This window comes from Bacillus sp. 37MA, assembly GCF_000372765.1.
Taxonomy (GTDB): domain Bacteria; phylum Bacillota; class Bacilli; order Bacillales; family Domibacillaceae; genus Domibacillus; species Domibacillus aminovorans.
Window position 1 is genome coordinate 2,128,850 of sequence record NZ_KB889752.1, and the last position, 16,063, is coordinate 2,144,912.

Sequence of the window (16,063 nt, forward strand, 5' to 3'; positions counted from 1 at the left end):
CCTCCTTCTTTAATAAACCGTTTCTTTAAAGAAAAAGCCCGTGTCCAACGGCCGATGATCTTGCTGGAGTGCTTCAGCTTCTTCAAGCAATTCTTCTTTTTCATCTTCATATTGATCCGGGTTTTCAACACATAAATCGATTGCTTTTCGATACAATTTTGTCACCGCAACACGATAGTCTTCTGTTTGAAGAACACCGTCAATTTTAAATGAATCGATGCCTGCTTCAATCATCTCCTGCAGCTCATCAATAATGCACATATCATTTGGACTCATAATATGCGTACCATTTTCATCTTCATAAATAGGGTACTTATTGCTTCGTTCTTCGTCATGCAAAAGCATATTTTGCGCACCTTGCCGCTTTTTGATTTCCATCTTTTTGCCCATATATTCAAAGTAATGACCAAGAAGCGGCCGTTTTGATTGGAACATACATGTCATGCCATGCACTTGCACTTCAATCGCGACTTCAGCATTTTCTTTCGTTTCAATGATCGCATCCATGCTGAGTTCGCGTGCAAGCACCGCACGGACAGAACCACGTTTCCCCCAGTAGTTCGCTGTATACCAGTTTGTCGCAATAGTCTCAGGACTCCAGTGAAGGGGAAAGCCTGGTGCAGATGCGCGAACTGCCATTAAGACCGCCGGATCGCCAAACACGATGGCGTCAGCTCCTGATTCTTTGACGAATTGTACGTATTCATCCAGTTCATCAGCAATTTTATTATGAAAAATCGCATTCACTGCGACGTATACTTTTTTCCCGTACGCATGTGCCAATGTAACGGCTTCTTGTATTTGCATACGGCTAAATTCCCCAGCAAGGCGAAGACCATACCGCTGCTCACCTAGAACAAAAGCATCAGCACCCGCTTCAATTTGTCGGTTCATCTCGCTGATACTGCCCGGTGTCACTAGTAATTCTGGCTTTGTCACTTTTCTTCACTCCGTTTTATGCTGACAGCAATCCCATCACCAGACGGCAAAATCATTGTCTGGAAATCGGGATGTGTCATCAGCCATTCATTATAATCCATAATTTTTTGTACCATTTTCTCTATTCGTTTCGACGGTGTTTCTATTCCTGCAGCATATCCTTTAAATAATACATTATCGGAATAAATGACGCCGTTCGGTGCAAGCATCGGTGCATATAAATCAAAAAAGCGTCGGTATTGTCCTTTTGCTGCATCAATAAAAATCGCATCAAACGGTCCATACTTTTCCGCTTCTTCTGCCAGTTCAAGCGCATCGCCAAACAATACGTGTATGCGTTCCTCATCATTTGAGCGGCCGATGTTTTGGAGTGCCTGCTCATGCCGTTCACTGTCCCTCTCCATTGTCGTAATATGAAGGCTAGGTACAGCATCTGCCATCCTGAGCGCTGAGTAACCAATCGCTGTTCCGATTTCGAGCATACGTTCAGGTTTTTGAAGCTTTAACATTGCAATTAATGTCTCCATACCAACAGGTTCCATGATAGGTACGCGGTGTTTTAGTGCGTACTGCTCCATTTCCGCAAACAATTTCACGCGTGCCGGCAGCAGCGATTCAATGTAGCGGTGTATCTCGTCTTTCATGAAAATATGACCTCTTTTCTAAGAAAAAGAGAAAGCTGTATTAGCTTTCCCGAGTCTTCTGTGCCCGGATTATTCTATCATAGAAAAGAAAGAAAATCCATGCACGTTTCTTATTGATTATTTGTAATGTATTTTTGTTTCAATGCATTATGTTCATCCAATGTTTTTGAATAATATACATCCCCTGCAGGTGAAGCGAGGAAATATAAATAATCCGTCTGTGCCGGTTTTAGAACTGCTTCCATTGAGTCCCTTCCGCTGTTACCGATCGGTCCCGGTGTTAGCCCTTTTACCTGATACGTGTTATAAGGTGAATTAACTTCAAGATCTTTATATAAAACGCGATCCTGATGTGCACCTTTTGCGTATAAAATCGTAGGGTCTGTTTGCAATGGCATATCTCTTTTCATTCGGTTGAAAAAGACGCTGGCGATTTTTTTACGGTCTGTTTTGCCAGTTGCTTCTTCCTCAACGAGCGAAGCAATTGTTAAAAATTCATGAATCTTCATGCCAGATACTTTAATTTGATCTGTATAGCTTTTGACAACTTCATCCGTCTTCGCGACCATTTCTTCCGCAAGTTCTTCAACAGATTGCGCCCCGGGCGTCACTTCATATGTTGCCGGGTATAGATAGCCTTCAAGCGGATAGCGAATATTTTCATTGAGTACTGCTTCTGTGACGACAGCTGGATAAGTTGCTATCATTTTTTTGACGAATGCATCATCATTAAGTGACTTCATCACATCTTCCGGATCATGGTCGGTTGCAGAAGCTATGATCTCAGCTATTTGTGTCAATTGATAACCTTCTGGAATCGAGATCTTTCCATCTGCTAAACCCGTCACTTTGCCCTCTTTTAACGCTGCGATAATTTCTTCAGGCGTCATCGAAGGAGACAGTATATATTCACCTGCCTGAAAATCGCCTTCTCCTATATACTTCACATAATATTTAAAGAGAGTCGCATTTTTAACAACTCCGCTTTCTTCAAGTTTCTGTGATATTGATGATAAACTTGATCCTAGCGGAATGGATACTGCTACTTCTTCCTCGCTTATTTCATCGGCCGGTTTAGCGGCACTTTGCCATACATAATACGCACCCGCTGCTCCTCCTACCATGATCAGAAGGAAAAAAACAAGCACAAATAATACAGCCCGTTTCAGCCGCTTTTTTTTTCGACCGGCTGGCGGATATAGCTTATTCGACATAAAAATCCCCTTTCGACAACATCTTGCATTTTTTCTTATTATACAAGAATGTGATCAAAAGAAAAAGAACAGGTGCTTAATAGCTGCCTGTTCCTCTAAAAATTATTCCTGCTCTTCGTCATCAAGGAATGTGTTGAGCATCTCTTCAATCATTTCCCACTCTTCATCCGATTCGATCGGTTCAAGTTCTCCGTCTTCTCCGTCTTCTTTTGGAAGGAACGATGATGCATGTATTTCGATTTCTTCATTATCATCTTCCTCTGCGCCTACAGGGAAATAAAGAACGTACGATTTTTCAAATTCATCTGAATTAAAAGTGAAAAGCACTTCGCAAAGCTGCTCGTTACCGTTTTCATCAATTACTGTAATGTGTTTTTCGCCATGTTCCATTAATGGTCACCTCATTATTTTTGGCTGTCGAGATATCCTTGCAGAATCATCATCGCTGCCATTTTATCGATCACTTTTTTACGTTTTTTCCGGCTGACATCCGCTTCTAATAATACACGTTCCGCTGCCATTGTAGTTAATCGTTCATCCCAAAGAATGACAGGAAACCCGAATGTTTCTTCAAGCAGAGCAGCAAAGCGCTGCGCTGCTTCTCCACGGGGACCAACTGTATTATTCATGTTTTTTGGAAAGCCGACGACAAATTTGCTCACGTCATGCGCGCATACAAGTTCGCCGATCCGCTCAATGCCAAATTCACCGGCTTCTTCGTTGATCTTTATTGTTTCAATGCCCTGCGCTGTCCAGCCAAAGGCATCACTGATCGCGATGCCTACTGTTTTCGTGCCGGAATCAAGGCCCATCGTTCTCATGATGTCGGATCCTCCTGCTGTTCTTTCAAGTACGTTTTGACAAGTTCTTCAATGATTTCATCCCGTTCCAGACGCCGGATTAAGTTACGCGCATCATTATGGCGCGGAATGTAGGCCGGGTCACCGGAAAGCAAATATCCGACAATTTGGTTGATCGGATTGTAGCCTTTTTCTTCAAGCGCACTATGCACTTTAAATAATACTTCTTTTACATTTTCGTCATACGGTTCTTCAGGAAAGTTAAACCGCATTGTCTTGTCAAAAGAACTCACTGTCAGCACCTCACTTCATGCGGGGGTGAATTTAGCCCGCTTCCTGTACGTTATGTTCATTGTACAACAAATGACGATATATTCAAATGGATTTAACCCATTCCTCAGCACATTTTAATGCTTCGTCCATTTTTGACGGATCTTTTCCACCGGCCTGCGCCATATCTGCACGCCCTCCTCCTCCACCGCCAAGACGTCCTGCTACTTCTTTCACAAGTTTACCGGCATGGTATCCTTTTTCTGTTAAATCGCCAGTAACAGCGGTCACGACATTCACTTTGCCATCTGCTTCAGCAACAAGCACGATGATACCAGGAGTCACTTTTTGCTTCAGTTCATCCGCCATTGTACGCAATGTATTCATATCCGGGGACTGTACACTTACCGCAAGCAGTTGGACACCGTTAATCGTTTGAATTTGATCTGTTAAACTTCCTGCTTCTATGTTTGACAACTTTTTTGAAAGTGATTCATTTTCACGCTGCAATTCTTTTAACTCTGTCTGAATGCTCTCCACTTTTACTAAAATATCTTTCGTGTTTGATTTTAGTTTCATTGCTGCTTCTTTCAACACTTGTGCTTGGTTGTTCAAATAAAGGAACGCCCCTTCACCTGTCACCGCTTCAATACGGCGTGTACCTGCGCCAATACCACTTTCAGATAACACTTTAAATAGACCAATTTCTGCTGTATTGACGACATGGCAGCCGCCGCACAACTCTAAGCTGTAATCGCCTATAGATACAACACGGACAATATCTCCGTATTTTTCACCGAACAGTGCCATCGCGCCCATTGCTTTCGCTTCTGCAATTGGTTTAAAGGCTATTTCCACTGCAATTCCTTGCCAAATTTTTTCGTTGACGATTGTTTCGACCTGCGCGAGTTCCTCCGCTGTTACTTGTCCGAAATGCGAGAAGTCAAAACGGAGACGGTCTGGATCAACGAGTGATCCTGCCTGGTTTACATGTGTGCCAAGTACATCTTTTAACGCTTGATGCATTAAATGTGTCGCTGTATGGTTTTTAATAATTTTCCCGCGTGACAATACGTCGACTTTCGCTGTCACACTGCTGTCTGCTGTTAATATGCCGCTTTCTACAACTGCATTATGCACATTTTGACCATTTGGTGCTTTTTGCACATCTTTCACCGCAACGCGTACTTCATCAGATTCAAGCACACCTTTATCAGCAATTTGTCCGCCGCTTTCAGCATAAAACGGTGTTTCCTTCAAAATAAATTGAATTTCATCGCCTTCATGTGCTTCATCAATCATCACACCGTCTTTCATGATGACAGCGACTGTCGTGTCAACAGTGAGACGATCGTATGTGAACGTGCTTTCCGTCGTAATTGTCGATAAAATTCCGCCTTGAACTTGCATCGAATCAGTATCTTGACGAGCTGCACGGGCGCGGTCACGCTGCTGCTTCATTTCTTGTTCAAATCCCGCGTGATCGGCTTTCATGCCTTCTTCTTCCGCATATTCTTCTGTCAACTCAACCGGGAAACCATACGTATCATATAAACGGAATATATCTGCACCGGCAATAGTATCAGATCCGGATGCTTTCGCTTTTTCAATGACAGACGACAAAATTGCAAGCCCTTCATTCAGCGTTTCGTGGAATCTTACTTCTTCATTTTTAATCACTTTTTGAATGAACGCCGATTTTTCCGTGACCTCGGGATAATAATCGTTCATTATGTCGCCAACAACCGGTACAAGTTCATACATGAACGGACGGTTAATGCCAATTTGTTTTGCATAACGCACCGCACGGCGAAGTAAGCGGCGAAGGACATAGCCGCGCCCTTCATTCGATGGAAGCGCACCGTCGCCGATGGCAAAAGCAACCGTACGAATATGGTCGGCAATCACTTTAAACGCTGTGTCTTTTTCTGCATCTACGTGATATTTTTCGCCGGAAATACGTTCTGTCGCACGGATGATCGGTATAAATAAATCCGTATCAAAGTTTGTTGGCACGTTTTGAACGACCGATGCCATTCGCTCAAGACCCATCCCTGTATCAATATTCTTCTTCGGAAGCGGTGTGTATGTGCCGTCTGGATTATGGTTAAACTCGGAAAATACGAGGTTCCACACTTCTAAATAACGATCATTTTCGCCTCCAGGATACAATTCGGGATCATTTTCATCCGCACCATATTCTTCGCCTCGATCGTAGAAGATTTCCGTATTTGGGCCACTTGGACCTTCTCCGATATCCCAGAAGTTTCCTTCAAGGCGAATGATGCGTTCATCCGGCACACCAACTTCATTTTTCCAGATTAAATATGCTTCTTCATCTTCCGGATGAATCGTCACAGATAACTTATCTGCTTCAAAGCCAATCCACTTTTCATCTGTAAGGAACTCCCAAGCCCAGTAAATGGCTTCTTTTTTGAAATATTCTCCGATTGAAAAGTTACCTAGCATTTCAAAAAATGTATGGTGTCGGGCTGTTTTTCCGACGTTTTCAATATCGTTCGTACGAATCGATTTTTGAGCATTGGTGATGCGTGGATTATCAGGAATAATTCGTCCGTCAAAATACTTCTTTAATGTCGCCACTCCACTATTGATCCAGAGCAGGCTCGCATCGTCAATTGGAACGAGCGGTGCGCTCGGTTCCACGCGATGACCTTTCTCCTGGAAAAATTCTAAATACAGGCGGCGAATATCTGCGCCAGTTAATGTTCTCATTAAAAATTCCTCCTCAAAATATGTATACATAATTCCCGGAAAAGAACGAAAAGACAGCAAAAAAAGCCCCATCCCCTAACAGGGACGAAGGCTTCTTCGCGGTACCACCCTGATTGCGAATCAACTTTACGACTCGCCTCTCAAACGCCTTAACGCGGCATACGACAGTAATTCCTGCACTCGAGACCTAGCTTTCCATCATTCTTCATTCAGAATTCCTTTCAGCCTAGGGAACTCTTCTCTAGTAGAATGGGCTATGATGTACTTTTGTCCTTCTCCGATTTGTCAAAATAGATTGATAACCGAATTATAAAAAGGATTGCGCCATTTGTCAATGAAACTCACGACCATTCGTCAATTGGACTAAGCGAACCGTCTTCTTCCACTTGATGAATAACGAGACCACCTTCTAGTTCAGACATTTCTACACAACAGTCGTGGCAATAAAACTGGCCAGCTCCAATTCTCCCAACTTCCCGGCTGCCGCAGTTCGGACAAGATATCATACTGTTCACTCCTACTTCTTTTAAAAGCAGTATGTCCGAACGACGCGTTTTTATGCTTCAAGCTGCAAAAAATCGTATGGTGTGACATGATCCATGCCGATCATCGGGTCGACATTCATCCATGTCTCTTCCGTTAACTTCCCGGCAGCAGACAGCACAGAGGAAGGTTCCTCTTCTGTAAGCCGCTCTGCCAGCGCCGTTTTTCGAATGAGATCGTCGTTTCTTGCGATACCTATGTTAAAGGCCTCTTCTTCCCCACATAAAATAAGAAATTGTTTGCTTCGCGTAATCGCTGTGTAAAGCAAATTGCGCCGCAGCATCCGGTAATAGCTTTTAACAACCGGTAAAATGACGATTGGAAACTCACTTCCCTGCGATTTATGAATCGAGCAGCAAAATGCGTGTGTTATTTGATTTAAGTCATTACGTGTATACGTTACTTCATTACCTTCATATGAGACAATGACCATGTCTTCTTTTTCCGTATTTTCTTTTGCGAAAAAGATTGAAATAATTTCGCCAATATCACCGTTAAAGACATTTTGTTCCGGCTGGTTGACGAGCTGTAGTACTTTATCGCCTATCCGGTATTTGATGGAACCAAATAGCAGTTCTTTCCGACGGCCATCTACATTTGGATTCAGTACATTTTGCAGCACTTCATTTAATTTATCAATGCCCGCAGGTCCTTTATACATCGGCGCGAGCACTTGAATATCGCGCGGTTCGTATCCTTTTCCAGCTGCATTTTTGACTACTTTTTCAATGACTTCCGGAATTTGCTCGGTCCGACAGCGAAGGAATGACCGGTCTTTTTGTGGCTGCGTAAGCGTATCCGGCACACGCCCATCTTTTATGCTATGCGCCAGGCTAATAATAGACGAGCCTTCTTCCTGACGATAAACATCCGTTAAGCGGACAGACGGAATCACCTGTGATGCCAGCATATCTTTTAACACTTGTCCAGGACCGACCGACGGCAGCTGATCTTCATCACCGACGAGTACAATTTGCATATCGTCCGGCACTGCTTTAAACAATTGATGCGCAAGCCAAATATCAACCATTGACATTTCATCGACAATAAGCAGCCTTCCTGCAATTTCTTTTCCTTCTTCTTCTGGCTCTTCCTGTCCATTAAAGCCGAGCAGCCGATGAATGGTCACCGCAGGCAGACCGGTCGATTCCATCATCCGTTTGGCCGCACGTCCAGTCGGCGCGCACAATTTAATGGGAAATGGCTCTTCCTTATCATAGCGCTTCGGATCAAGTGACAATCCGTGCAATTCGCCGTATAATTCGACGATTCCTTTAATAACGGTTGTTTTTCCGGTACCTGGCCCTCCTGTTAAAATCATTAACGGAGACGACAGTGCCGTTTGAATCGCACTCTTTTGCGAAGGAGCGTATGACATGCCCGTACGATCTTCAAGTTCACCGAGCGCTAGTAAAAATTCGGATTCTGGAAAGGAATTTAGGTCCTGATCGAGTACACGCTGCACGTTTGTGACGAGTCCTTTTTCAGAAAAATAAAGAGACGGCATATATACCCGTTTGTCTTCGCCTGATACTTTTCCTTCTTCTTCAAGTTCAATCAGACGCTTTGCAATTGCATCAAACTCTCCTGTCCCATTTGCACTTCTATCAAGCAGTTCTTTTACTGTATGTAAAAGGGCTTCTGCTTCAACGTAACAATGTCCTTCCTGAAGACATTGCTGTTCAAGCGTGTATAAAATGGCGGCTTTCAACCGATCGGGGTGCTCTCCGCTAATGCCAATTTTCGCACCAATTTCATCCGCTCTTATAAAGCCGATCCCTTCGATATCTTCCACGAGACGATACGGATTTTCACGTATGATGTTTAACGATTCATCGAAATACATTTGATAAATTTTCATCGATAGTTGCGGGCCGAAGCCAAAATCATTGAGCGTCATCATAATTTGCTCTAGTCCCTGGTGTTTCATTAACGTGTCGTATAACATGTCGGCTTTTTCTGCGGGAAGCCGCGGCACTTCCTTTAAACAAGTCCGATCTGCGATAATTTTCGAAATGGCTTGTTCACCGAGTGTTTCGACAATCGTTTCCGCTGTTTTTTTGCCGATTCCTTTAAACAAATCGCCGGATAAATACGTAATCACACCCTGTTTCGTCTGTGGCATTTCTTTTTGTGCCGTCCGGGCAATAAACTGGCGGCCGAACCGCGGATGATCTTTAAATTGACCGTGAAACATATACATTTCGTGCTCATGAACAGCGGGGAAATAGCCGGTCACGACCGCTTCTTTTTCTTCGTAATTCCCGTCCGTTTCCGTGACGCGGACTCGAAGAACAGTGTAAAAGTTTTCAGCATTTCGGAAAACCGTCACAATATGCCGGCCTTTAAGAAACTGTTCATCTTCTGTAAATAAATCCCTTTTCTCCTGCGCCACGTACATCCACTCCGTTATTCTGCTTTTTCAAGCAGTTTTTTTCCATATCCAGCGAGCATATGATCCGGCTGAATCTCCAGTGCATGGTCGAAACATTCATATGCTTTTTCTGCATTTTCATAGTGTCCCGCAAATAGGACGCCAAGATTATAATACGCATCCGCATGATCTGGATCCTGTTCGATAACGGTTTCAAGCTGACTTTTCGCTTCTGCATATTGCTCCGTTTTGGCAAGTGCCAGCGCAAATTGAAAACGTGCTTCTGTATCTTCTTCATTCAATTCAACTGCCCGCATTAAAAAGGGAAGCGCCATAACGGTCTGTTCAAGCTGTACAAACGACAGCCCTAGCATAAAAAATGCATCGGCTTCGTCCATGCCATTTCGGGTTGCTTTTTCAAATGATTTTGCCGCTTCTTCAAACTGCTCCTGACTGAAGTAAAAAGAACCAAGTGCATAATGAGCAGCTCCAGCAGCCGGATCCACTTCTACTGCTTTTTCATAAAATTTCACTGCGCGCGCGTAGTCACCCATTTCAGCTAATACATGACCGAAATTAATGTACGCGGCCGGATCATTCGGCTCTTCTTCAATTTGCTCTGTAAATAATTTTAGTGCTTCTTCCCATTTTCCTTCTTGTAAAAATTCAATACCTTGCTGGTTTTTGTCCATCGTATCCTCCGAAAAAAGTTGTTAGTTGTTTCTTTCATTATAACAAAGACAAGTAAATGTCCCAAAAATACTTTAGGATGGCAGATTCGTTATCTCGCCATGAAATGGATAAATCCCGCCAACATAAGTGGCGGGATTACTTTATCCTACATAATCAAGCTGTTTTCCTTCTTTAAATACTTCATCAATCGTACCGCCGCCAAGACAGATATCTCCGTCGTAAAAGACGACAGCCTGGCCCGGTGTGATGGCGCGTACCGGTTCGTCAAATGCAACACTCGCCTGGCCGTTGCCAATCAACTTAACCGTCACGCCTGTATCTGCCTGGCGGTAGCGAAATTTTGCCGTGCATCGAAATGTATCCGGCATATCCCTCTCTGTTGTGAAGCCAATATTTACAGCATTCAATGAATCGGAGTATAACTTTTCATGATCAAATCCTTGCACAACGTACAATTCATTTTTCTCAAGATCTTTTCCGCCAACAAACCAAGGATCACCGGAGCCGCCGATGCCAAGACCGTGGCGCTGACCGATTGTGTAGTACATTAACCCGTCGTGATGGCCCATTTTGGCACCAGCAAAGGTCACCATATTACCCGGTTGTGCCGGCAAATACTGACCTAAAAATTCTTTAAAATTGCGTTCACCGATAAAACAAATGCCCGTTGAATCTTTTTTCGCAGCAGTCGCAAGTCCTGCTTCAGCCGCGATTTCACGGACGCGTTTTTTCTCAAGCTCACCAATCGGGAACATGACTTTATCAAGCTGACTTTGCGATAATTGATTTAAAAAATACGTTTGGTCTTTATTGCTATCAATACCGCGCAGCATTTTGACTTCGCCGCCGCTGCGGTCAATTCTTGCGTAATGACCTGTTGCAAGATAATCAGCACCTAGCTTCATAGCGTGGTCTAAAAAGGCTTTAAACTTAATTTCTTTATTACACATGACGTCCGGATTTGGCGTACGTCCTGCTTTATATTCATCTAAAAAGTACGTAAATACTTTGTCCCAGTACTGCTTTTCAAAATTGACTGCATAATATGGAATGTCAATTTGATTGCAGACGCGGATGACATCATCATAATCTTCCGTCGCCGTGCAGACGCCAAATTCATCTGTATCATCCCAGTTTTTCATGAAGATGCCGATGACGTCGTACCCCTGCTCTTTGAGTAGCAGAGCCGCAACCGAAGAATCGACACCACCGGACATGCCGACTACAACTCGTGTATCTTTCGGTGCTTTCATTTCTTCACTCTCTTTCTATGATAGCCGCTTGACAATTTCAGCCGTTTTTACCGCAGCTCGCTCAATTTGTTCTTTTGTATTGTTTAATCCAAAGCTGAACCGGATCGATGAGCGTAATTTATCAGAATCTGTACCGAACATCGCCGTTAATACGTGAGATGGCTCGATGGACCCTGCTGTACAAGCCGAACCGCTTGATGCCGCAATTCCTTCCATGTCAAGATTAACAAGAAAAGCTTCGACATCCACCCTTGGAAAAAATAAGTTTAGCACATGTACAAGTGACTGTTCAACTTTACTGTTTACAGAAAAGTTGATGTCCTGTTTCTCTAATGTTTCAATGAAAATCGATTTTAATTCTTTGTATTGGTCCGTTCGTTTTTCCATCGATTGGATCGCAATGGATGCTGCCGCAGCCATTCCAGCAATGGACGCGACATTTTCTGTTCCGGCCCGACGTTTCCGCTCTTGCTCACCGCCGTATAAAAGAGGTGATAGCGGCAAACCTGCCTTTGCATACAAGACACCAATTCCTTTTGGCCCGTTAATTTTATGGCCCGAGATGGCTAGAAAATCAACATTTAATTCCTGAACGTTAATTGGTAAAACACCATACGCTTGAACGACATCCACGTGGAATACTGCCGAATGGTCACGGAGAAGTTCTCCAATTTCTTTCACAGGCTGAATGGCACCTGTTTCATTGTTTCCATACATAATTGAAACAAGAATTGTATCCTCTCGGAGCGCTTTTTCTACGTCCTGAACGCTGACAACACCTGATTCATCTACTGGCAAATACGTCATGTCAAATCCTTCTTTTTCAAGTGCTTCGCACGCGTGCAGGACGGCATGATGTTCTATCGCTGTTGTAATGATATGACCTGCTTTTTTCAAACGGGCTGTGCCAAAAATAGCTAAGTTGTCTGCTTCTGTGCCGCTTCCGGTGAATATAATATCATTATGTCCTGCATGTATTGTGCTTGCAATCATCGTCCGCGCTTCGTCCACAATACGGCGGGCGTCGCGTCCGAAAGAATGAATGCTTGATGGATTGCCATGCGTGCCGGATAACACATCGAGCATCGCTTTTGCAACATCCGGGTGAATGGGAGACGTGGCAGCGTGATCTAAATAAATTCGGTCCATTTTTACACCCCGTTAAATATAAAACATGTACGCATCGGATTCGCCGGTTGTCGTATGGTTCGCCAGGTCATCAAGCGTTGTATTTTCAAGCACATTTTTAATGGCGTCACTAATCCGAATCCAAAGCTCGCGTTTCGCCGGCTCTTCTTCTTCAATTCCTTCAACGAGCGTAATCGGTCCTTCGAGCACACGAATAATGTCGCCCGCTGTAATCGTTTCCGGTTCATGACCGAGCACGTAACCGCCGTACGCACCGCGAATACTGCGGACAAACCCTGCATTGCGGAGCGGCGCAATAAGCTGCTCTAAATAGTGTTCTGATAAATTGTGTGCTCCCGCAATCACGCGCAGTGATGTCGGTCCGTCACCGTGTCTTTTGGCGAGTTCAATCATAATGGTTAATCCGTAACGTCCTTTAGTAGATATCCTCATATTGTTACACCTCTTCTTTTCAATTCGAGTATTTTGCTATTGTTTTATTCGAAATTCTTTCACATTTTTTATTCATTACATAATAACTCTAATCACATGCTTATCATAGTATATCATTTCATATAGACAAAAAACATGCCGGAATACTGTGGATTGTGATACAGTGAGACAAAATACAATAAATAGGGGAGTTTTTATGAAGCCACTTGCCTACAGAATGCGACCGCGTACGATTGATGAAGTTGCCGGTCAAGATCATTTAACTGGACATGGAAAAATTATTCGCCGCATGACAGATGCAAAGCAATTGTCATCGATGATTTTATATGGACCACCTGGCACTGGAAAAACGTCCATTGCAGGCGCAATAGCCGGCAGCACGAAATATGCGTTCCGGATGCTAAATGCCGTCACCAGTAACAAAAAAGATATGGAAATTGTGGCTGCTGAAGCAAAAATGTCAGGCAAAGTCATTTTGCTGTTAGACGAAGTGCATCGTTTGGATAAAGCGAAACAAGATTATTTACTGCCTTTTTTAGAAAACGGGATGATTACGCTGATTGGTGCGACGACAAGTAACCCTTATCATGCGATCAACCCGGCGATCCGCAGCCGCTGTCAAATTTTCGAGGTGAAGCCGCTCACACCTGATGCAGTGAAAAAACTGCTTTTGCGCGCACTTGACGATTCAGAGCGCGGTCTCGGTTCCTACAAAACCGATGTGACAGACGAAGCACTTAATCATTTTGCCGAAGCATCTGGAGGTGATGTGCGCAGTTCATTAAATGCGCTCGAGCTTGCCGTCACGTCAACACCGTCAAACTCGGATGGCGTCATTCCGATTACACTTGAAGCAGCCGAAGAATGTTTGCAGCAAAAAAGCTTTGCGCACGATAAAGATGGAGATGCACACTATGATGTATTAAGCGGCTTTCAAAAGTCAATTAGAGGCAGCGATGTCAATGCAGCGCTTCATTATTTGGCGCGGCTGATTGAAGCGGGTGATCTCGTCAGTATTGCCCGCCGTCTACTGATCATCGCCTATGAAGATATCGGTCTTGCAAGCCCTCAGGCAGGTCCCCGTACGCTTGCGGCCATTGAAGCGGCGGAAAGAACTGGCTTTCCCGAAGCACGCATTCCACTTGCCAATGCCGTTATTGAACTTTGTTTATCCCCAAAATCAAACACGGCTTATAAAGCGATTGATGCAGCCCTTGCTGACATCCGTGCTGGACGCGCAGGCGAAATACCCGCTCACGTAAAAGACGCAAGTTATAAAAGTGCTAGCAAACTTGGCCGCGGTGTAGATTACAAGTACCCGCATGATTTTGAAAATGGCTGGGTCTCTCAGCAATATTTACCGAATACGCTAAAAAACAAGCGCTACTATGATCCAAAAATGACCGGTAAATTTGAACAGGCTTTAGCCAGTGTATATGAGAAAATTGAAAAAGGGAAAAAAGTGTGAACAAATGCTTTATGACTAAATTCAAATAAGCCTAAACAATAAAATCCTGGACGCTATATGCCGCATCCAGGATTTTCATTATGCTGCGACATCACGTTTTGAAAAAACGAAAAACGCGAGCAATTGAAAGGCAGTATAATACACGGCAAGTATAGCTATTGAGAAGCCAAAATTCATTCCTTCGACTATTGCGCTGCCTGTTTCATATTGAAGTAAATTTGTATTGGCAAACAAAATATATTTGGTCCATTCATAGCGCATCGCAAGTAAATATGTCACATTCGGTCCCATGAACAGAAGGAACAATGAAACACCGATTGCGAGCGAACTGTTTCGGAACACAGCCGAAATCATAAACGCCATTGTTGCTATAATAAACACGTCAACGGACTTCAGCATGTATAGTTTCATTCTTATTAAACGGTTGACGGCTCATTTCATTCCTTTGTCCAATGACGTGCTTTTAAATCAACAAAAAAACCATTCTGTTTTAAAGAATGGTCATTAATCATTTACACGGGCTATTTTAATGTCTTTTAATACTTCCCGCACGACGTAGCTAGCCATAATTAATCCAGCAACAGATGGAACAAATGCATTGGACGCCGGCGGCATTTTCGCTTTGCGAATTTCCGCGTCATCATTGCCGACAACCTTGCGTACATCTTCGCGAATAACAATTGGGCTTTCGTCAGAAAAGACGACGGGAATACCTTTTTTAATGCCTTCTTTTCGAAGACGTGTCCGAATCACTTTCGCAAGCGGATCCGTGTGCGTTTTGGAAATATCAGCAATGGTAAAACGAGTTGGATCCATTTTATTGGCTGCACCCATGCTTGAAATAATCGGTATATCGCGTTTTAAACATTCTTTCATTAAATGAATTTTGTATGAAATCGTATCAGATGCATCCACAACAAAATCAAGGCTATAGTTGAAAAATTGTTCATACGTTTCTTCAGTATAAAACATTTTTAGCGCAATGACTTCACAGTCTGGATTAATATCAGCAATACGCTCTTTCATTAAATCCGCTTTCGGCTGGCCGACTGTTGATAATAGCGCAGGCAGCTGGCGGTTTATATTTGTAATATCAATAACGTCTTTGTCAACGAGAATTAAACGGCCAACACCGGAGCGGGCGAGGGCTTCTGCTGAAAACGAGCCAACGCCACCAATTCCGAGCACAGCCACTGTTGTATGTTTTAATAAATCAAGCCCTTCTTTGCCAAAGGCTAGTTCATTGCGTGAAAATTGATGAAGCATATACACTCACTCCTGTTTTGGACATAAAAAAAAGACGGCGAATCCCAATTATGCCGTCGTGTAAGATTATATGTTTTGAACCCGCTCACTCGCAGGTGGGTGTCCTGCTTCAGGCGTTGCAAGTCCCCGCAAAGGGCATGTGCGCTGTCCAAAAACCCGGACTCCCTAAACATATTGCGTTCGGTCAAAACAGATAGAAAAACTAACGTACACATCAGGATTCGCCTTTCTGATTACATATTATCATACGCTTTTTCAGCAGTCAACTCTAGATAACTTAAT

16 protein-coding genes, 1 other RNA gene and 1 other annotated feature are annotated in these 16,063 nt (G+C 43.5%); of the genes, 1 reads left to right on the top strand and 16 read right to left on the bottom strand.

Annotation, left to right across the window (positions count from 1 at the left end; genetic code table 11):
- Positions 1-9: 9 nt before the first annotated feature.
- From A3M5_RS0111910 to cymR, 13 genes are all read right to left on the bottom strand, one after another.
- Positions 10-939 (bottom strand): peptidase U32 family protein, encoded by a 930-nt coding sequence (locus A3M5_RS0111910; RefSeq protein ID WP_018394007.1) that lies wholly within the window; start codon positions 937-939, stop codon positions 10-12.
- Positions 936-1,583: an O-methyltransferase gene (locus A3M5_RS0111915; protein WP_018394008.1), complete on the bottom strand. Its 648-nt coding sequence runs from the start codon at positions 1,581-1,583 to the stop codon at positions 936-938. The genes A3M5_RS0111910 and A3M5_RS0111915 overlap by 4 nt, the downstream gene beginning before the upstream one ends.
- 110 nt (positions 1,584-1,693) lie before the next feature.
- Entirely contained in the window at positions 1,694-2,797 is a 1,104-nt protein-coding gene (gene mltG, locus A3M5_RS0111920; RefSeq protein ID WP_018394009.1) for an endolytic transglycosylase MltG, read from the bottom strand.
- A 102-nt stretch (positions 2,798-2,899) separates the two neighbouring features.
- Positions 2,900-3,187, bottom strand: a complete 288-nt coding sequence (locus tag A3M5_RS0111925) for a DUF1292 domain-containing protein (protein WP_018394010.1) — start codon at positions 3,185-3,187, stop codon at positions 2,900-2,902.
- A gap of 14 nt (positions 3,188-3,201) precedes the next feature.
- Positions 3,202-3,618, bottom strand: a complete 417-nt coding sequence (gene ruvX, locus A3M5_RS0111930) for a Holliday junction resolvase RuvX (RefSeq protein ID WP_018394011.1) — start codon at positions 3,616-3,618, stop codon at positions 3,202-3,204.
- Entirely contained in the window at positions 3,615-3,890 is a 276-nt protein-coding gene (locus A3M5_RS0111935) for an IreB family regulatory phosphoprotein (protein ID WP_018394012.1), read from the bottom strand. The genes ruvX and A3M5_RS0111935 overlap by 4 nt, the downstream gene beginning before the upstream one ends.
- A gap of 82 nt (positions 3,891-3,972) precedes the next feature.
- Entirely contained in the window at positions 3,973-6,603 is a 2,631-nt protein-coding gene (alaS, locus tag A3M5_RS0111940; protein WP_018394013.1) for an alanine--tRNA ligase, read from the bottom strand.
- Between the two features lie 77 nt (positions 6,604-6,680).
- Positions 6,681-6,890 (bottom strand) — a binding site (T-box leader).
- A 54-nt stretch (positions 6,891-6,944) separates the two neighbouring features.
- The gene (locus A3M5_RS25435; protein ID WP_018394014.1) at positions 6,945-7,109 is read right to left on the bottom strand and encodes a YrzR-like zinc ribbon domain; all 165 of its coding nucleotides are present in this window, start codon (positions 7,107-7,109) and stop codon (positions 6,945-6,947) included.
- 50 nt (positions 7,110-7,159) lie between these two features.
- A complete protein-coding gene (gene recD2, locus A3M5_RS0111950) occupies positions 7,160-9,547 on the bottom strand; it encodes an SF1B family DNA helicase RecD2 (RefSeq protein ID WP_026221701.1) in 2,388 nt (795 codons plus the stop codon).
- An 8-nt stretch (positions 9,548-9,555) separates the two neighbouring features.
- Positions 9,556-10,212, bottom strand: coding sequence for a tetratricopeptide repeat protein (locus A3M5_RS0111955; protein ID WP_018394016.1), 657 nt, complete (start codon positions 10,210-10,212; stop codon positions 9,556-9,558).
- A 141-nt stretch (positions 10,213-10,353) separates the two neighbouring features.
- Complete coding sequence (mnmA, locus tag A3M5_RS0111960) at positions 10,354-11,466, bottom strand: tRNA 2-thiouridine(34) synthase MnmA (RefSeq protein WP_018394017.1); 1,113 nt, start codon at positions 11,464-11,466, stop codon at positions 10,354-10,356.
- Between the two features lie 15 nt (positions 11,467-11,481).
- A complete protein-coding gene (locus A3M5_RS0111965) occupies positions 11,482-12,615 on the bottom strand; it encodes a cysteine desulfurase family protein (protein WP_018394018.1) in 1,134 nt (377 codons plus the stop codon).
- A gap of 12 nt (positions 12,616-12,627) precedes the next feature.
- Entirely contained in the window at positions 12,628-13,047 is a 420-nt protein-coding gene (gene cymR, locus A3M5_RS0111970; RefSeq protein ID WP_018394019.1) for a cysteine metabolism transcriptional regulator CymR, read from the bottom strand.
- A 196-nt stretch (positions 13,048-13,243) separates the two neighbouring features.
- Between cymR and A3M5_RS0111975 the strand changes: the two genes are divergently transcribed.
- Positions 13,244-14,515, top strand: coding sequence for a replication-associated recombination protein A (locus tag A3M5_RS0111975; protein ID WP_018394020.1), 1,272 nt, complete (start codon positions 13,244-13,246; stop codon positions 14,513-14,515).
- A 78-nt stretch (positions 14,516-14,593) separates the two neighbouring features.
- Here the strand turns inward: A3M5_RS0111975 and A3M5_RS0111980 are convergent, their stop codons facing one another.
- From A3M5_RS0111980 to ssrS, 3 genes are all read right to left on the bottom strand, one after another.
- Positions 14,594-14,914: a DUF2705 family protein gene (locus A3M5_RS0111980; RefSeq protein WP_018394021.1), complete on the bottom strand. Its 321-nt coding sequence runs from the start codon at positions 14,912-14,914 to the stop codon at positions 14,594-14,596.
- A gap of 105 nt (positions 14,915-15,019) precedes the next feature.
- Positions 15,020-15,781: a tRNA threonylcarbamoyladenosine dehydratase gene (locus A3M5_RS0111985; protein WP_018394022.1), complete on the bottom strand. Its 762-nt coding sequence runs from the start codon at positions 15,779-15,781 to the stop codon at positions 15,020-15,022.
- Positions 15,782-15,818: 37 nt separating this feature from the next.
- Positions 15,819-16,005, bottom strand: a non-coding RNA gene (gene ssrS, locus A3M5_RS24075) — 6S RNA.
- Positions 16,006-16,063: the final 58 nt, after the last annotated feature.

Excerpts from the sequence above, each read along its gene's own strand:
- A3M5_RS0111915 (WP_018394008.1), bottom strand. The coding sequence starts at position 1,583 with ATGAAAGACGAGATACACCGCTACATTGAATCGCTGCTGCCGGCACGC.
- mltG (WP_018394009.1), bottom strand. The coding sequence starts at position 2,797 with ATGTCGAATAAGCTATATCCGCCAGCCGGTCGAAAAAAAAAGCGGCTG.
- A3M5_RS0111925 (WP_018394010.1), bottom strand. The coding sequence starts at position 3,187 with ATGGAACATGGCGAAAAACACATTACAGTAATTGATGAAAACGGTAAC.
- ruvX (WP_018394011.1), bottom strand. The coding sequence starts at position 3,618 with ATGAGAACGATGGGCCTTGATTCCGGCACGAAAACAGTAGGCATCGCG.
- alaS (WP_018394013.1), bottom strand. The coding sequence starts at position 6,603 with ATGAGAACATTAACTGGCGCAGATATTCGCCGCCTGTATTTAGAATTT.
- A3M5_RS25435 (WP_018394014.1), bottom strand. The coding sequence starts at position 7,109 with ATGATATCTTGTCCGAACTGCGGCAGCCGGGAAGTTGGGAGAATTGGA.
- recD2 (WP_026221701.1), bottom strand. The coding sequence starts at position 9,547 with ATGTACGTGGCGCAGGAGAAAAGGGATTTATTTACAGAAGATGAACAG.
- A3M5_RS0111955 (WP_018394016.1), bottom strand. The coding sequence starts at position 10,212 with ATGGACAAAAACCAGCAAGGTATTGAATTTTTACAAGAAGGAAAATGG.
- mnmA (WP_018394017.1), bottom strand. The coding sequence starts at position 11,466 with ATGAAAGCACCGAAAGATACACGAGTTGTAGTCGGCATGTCCGGTGGT.
- A3M5_RS0111965 (WP_018394018.1), bottom strand. The coding sequence starts at position 12,615 with ATGGACCGAATTTATTTAGATCACGCTGCCACGTCTCCCATTCACCCG.
- cymR (WP_018394019.1), bottom strand. The coding sequence starts at position 13,047 with ATGAGGATATCTACTAAAGGACGTTACGGATTAACCATTATGATTGAA.
- A3M5_RS0111975 (WP_018394020.1), top strand. The coding sequence starts at position 13,244 with ATGAAGCCACTTGCCTACAGAATGCGACCGCGTACGATTGATGAAGTT.
- A3M5_RS0111980 (WP_018394021.1), bottom strand. The coding sequence starts at position 14,914 with ATGCTGAAGTCCGTTGACGTGTTTATTATAGCAACAATGGCGTTTATG.
- A3M5_RS0111985 (WP_018394022.1), bottom strand. The coding sequence starts at position 15,781 with ATGCTTCATCAATTTTCACGCAATGAACTAGCCTTTGGCAAAGAAGGG.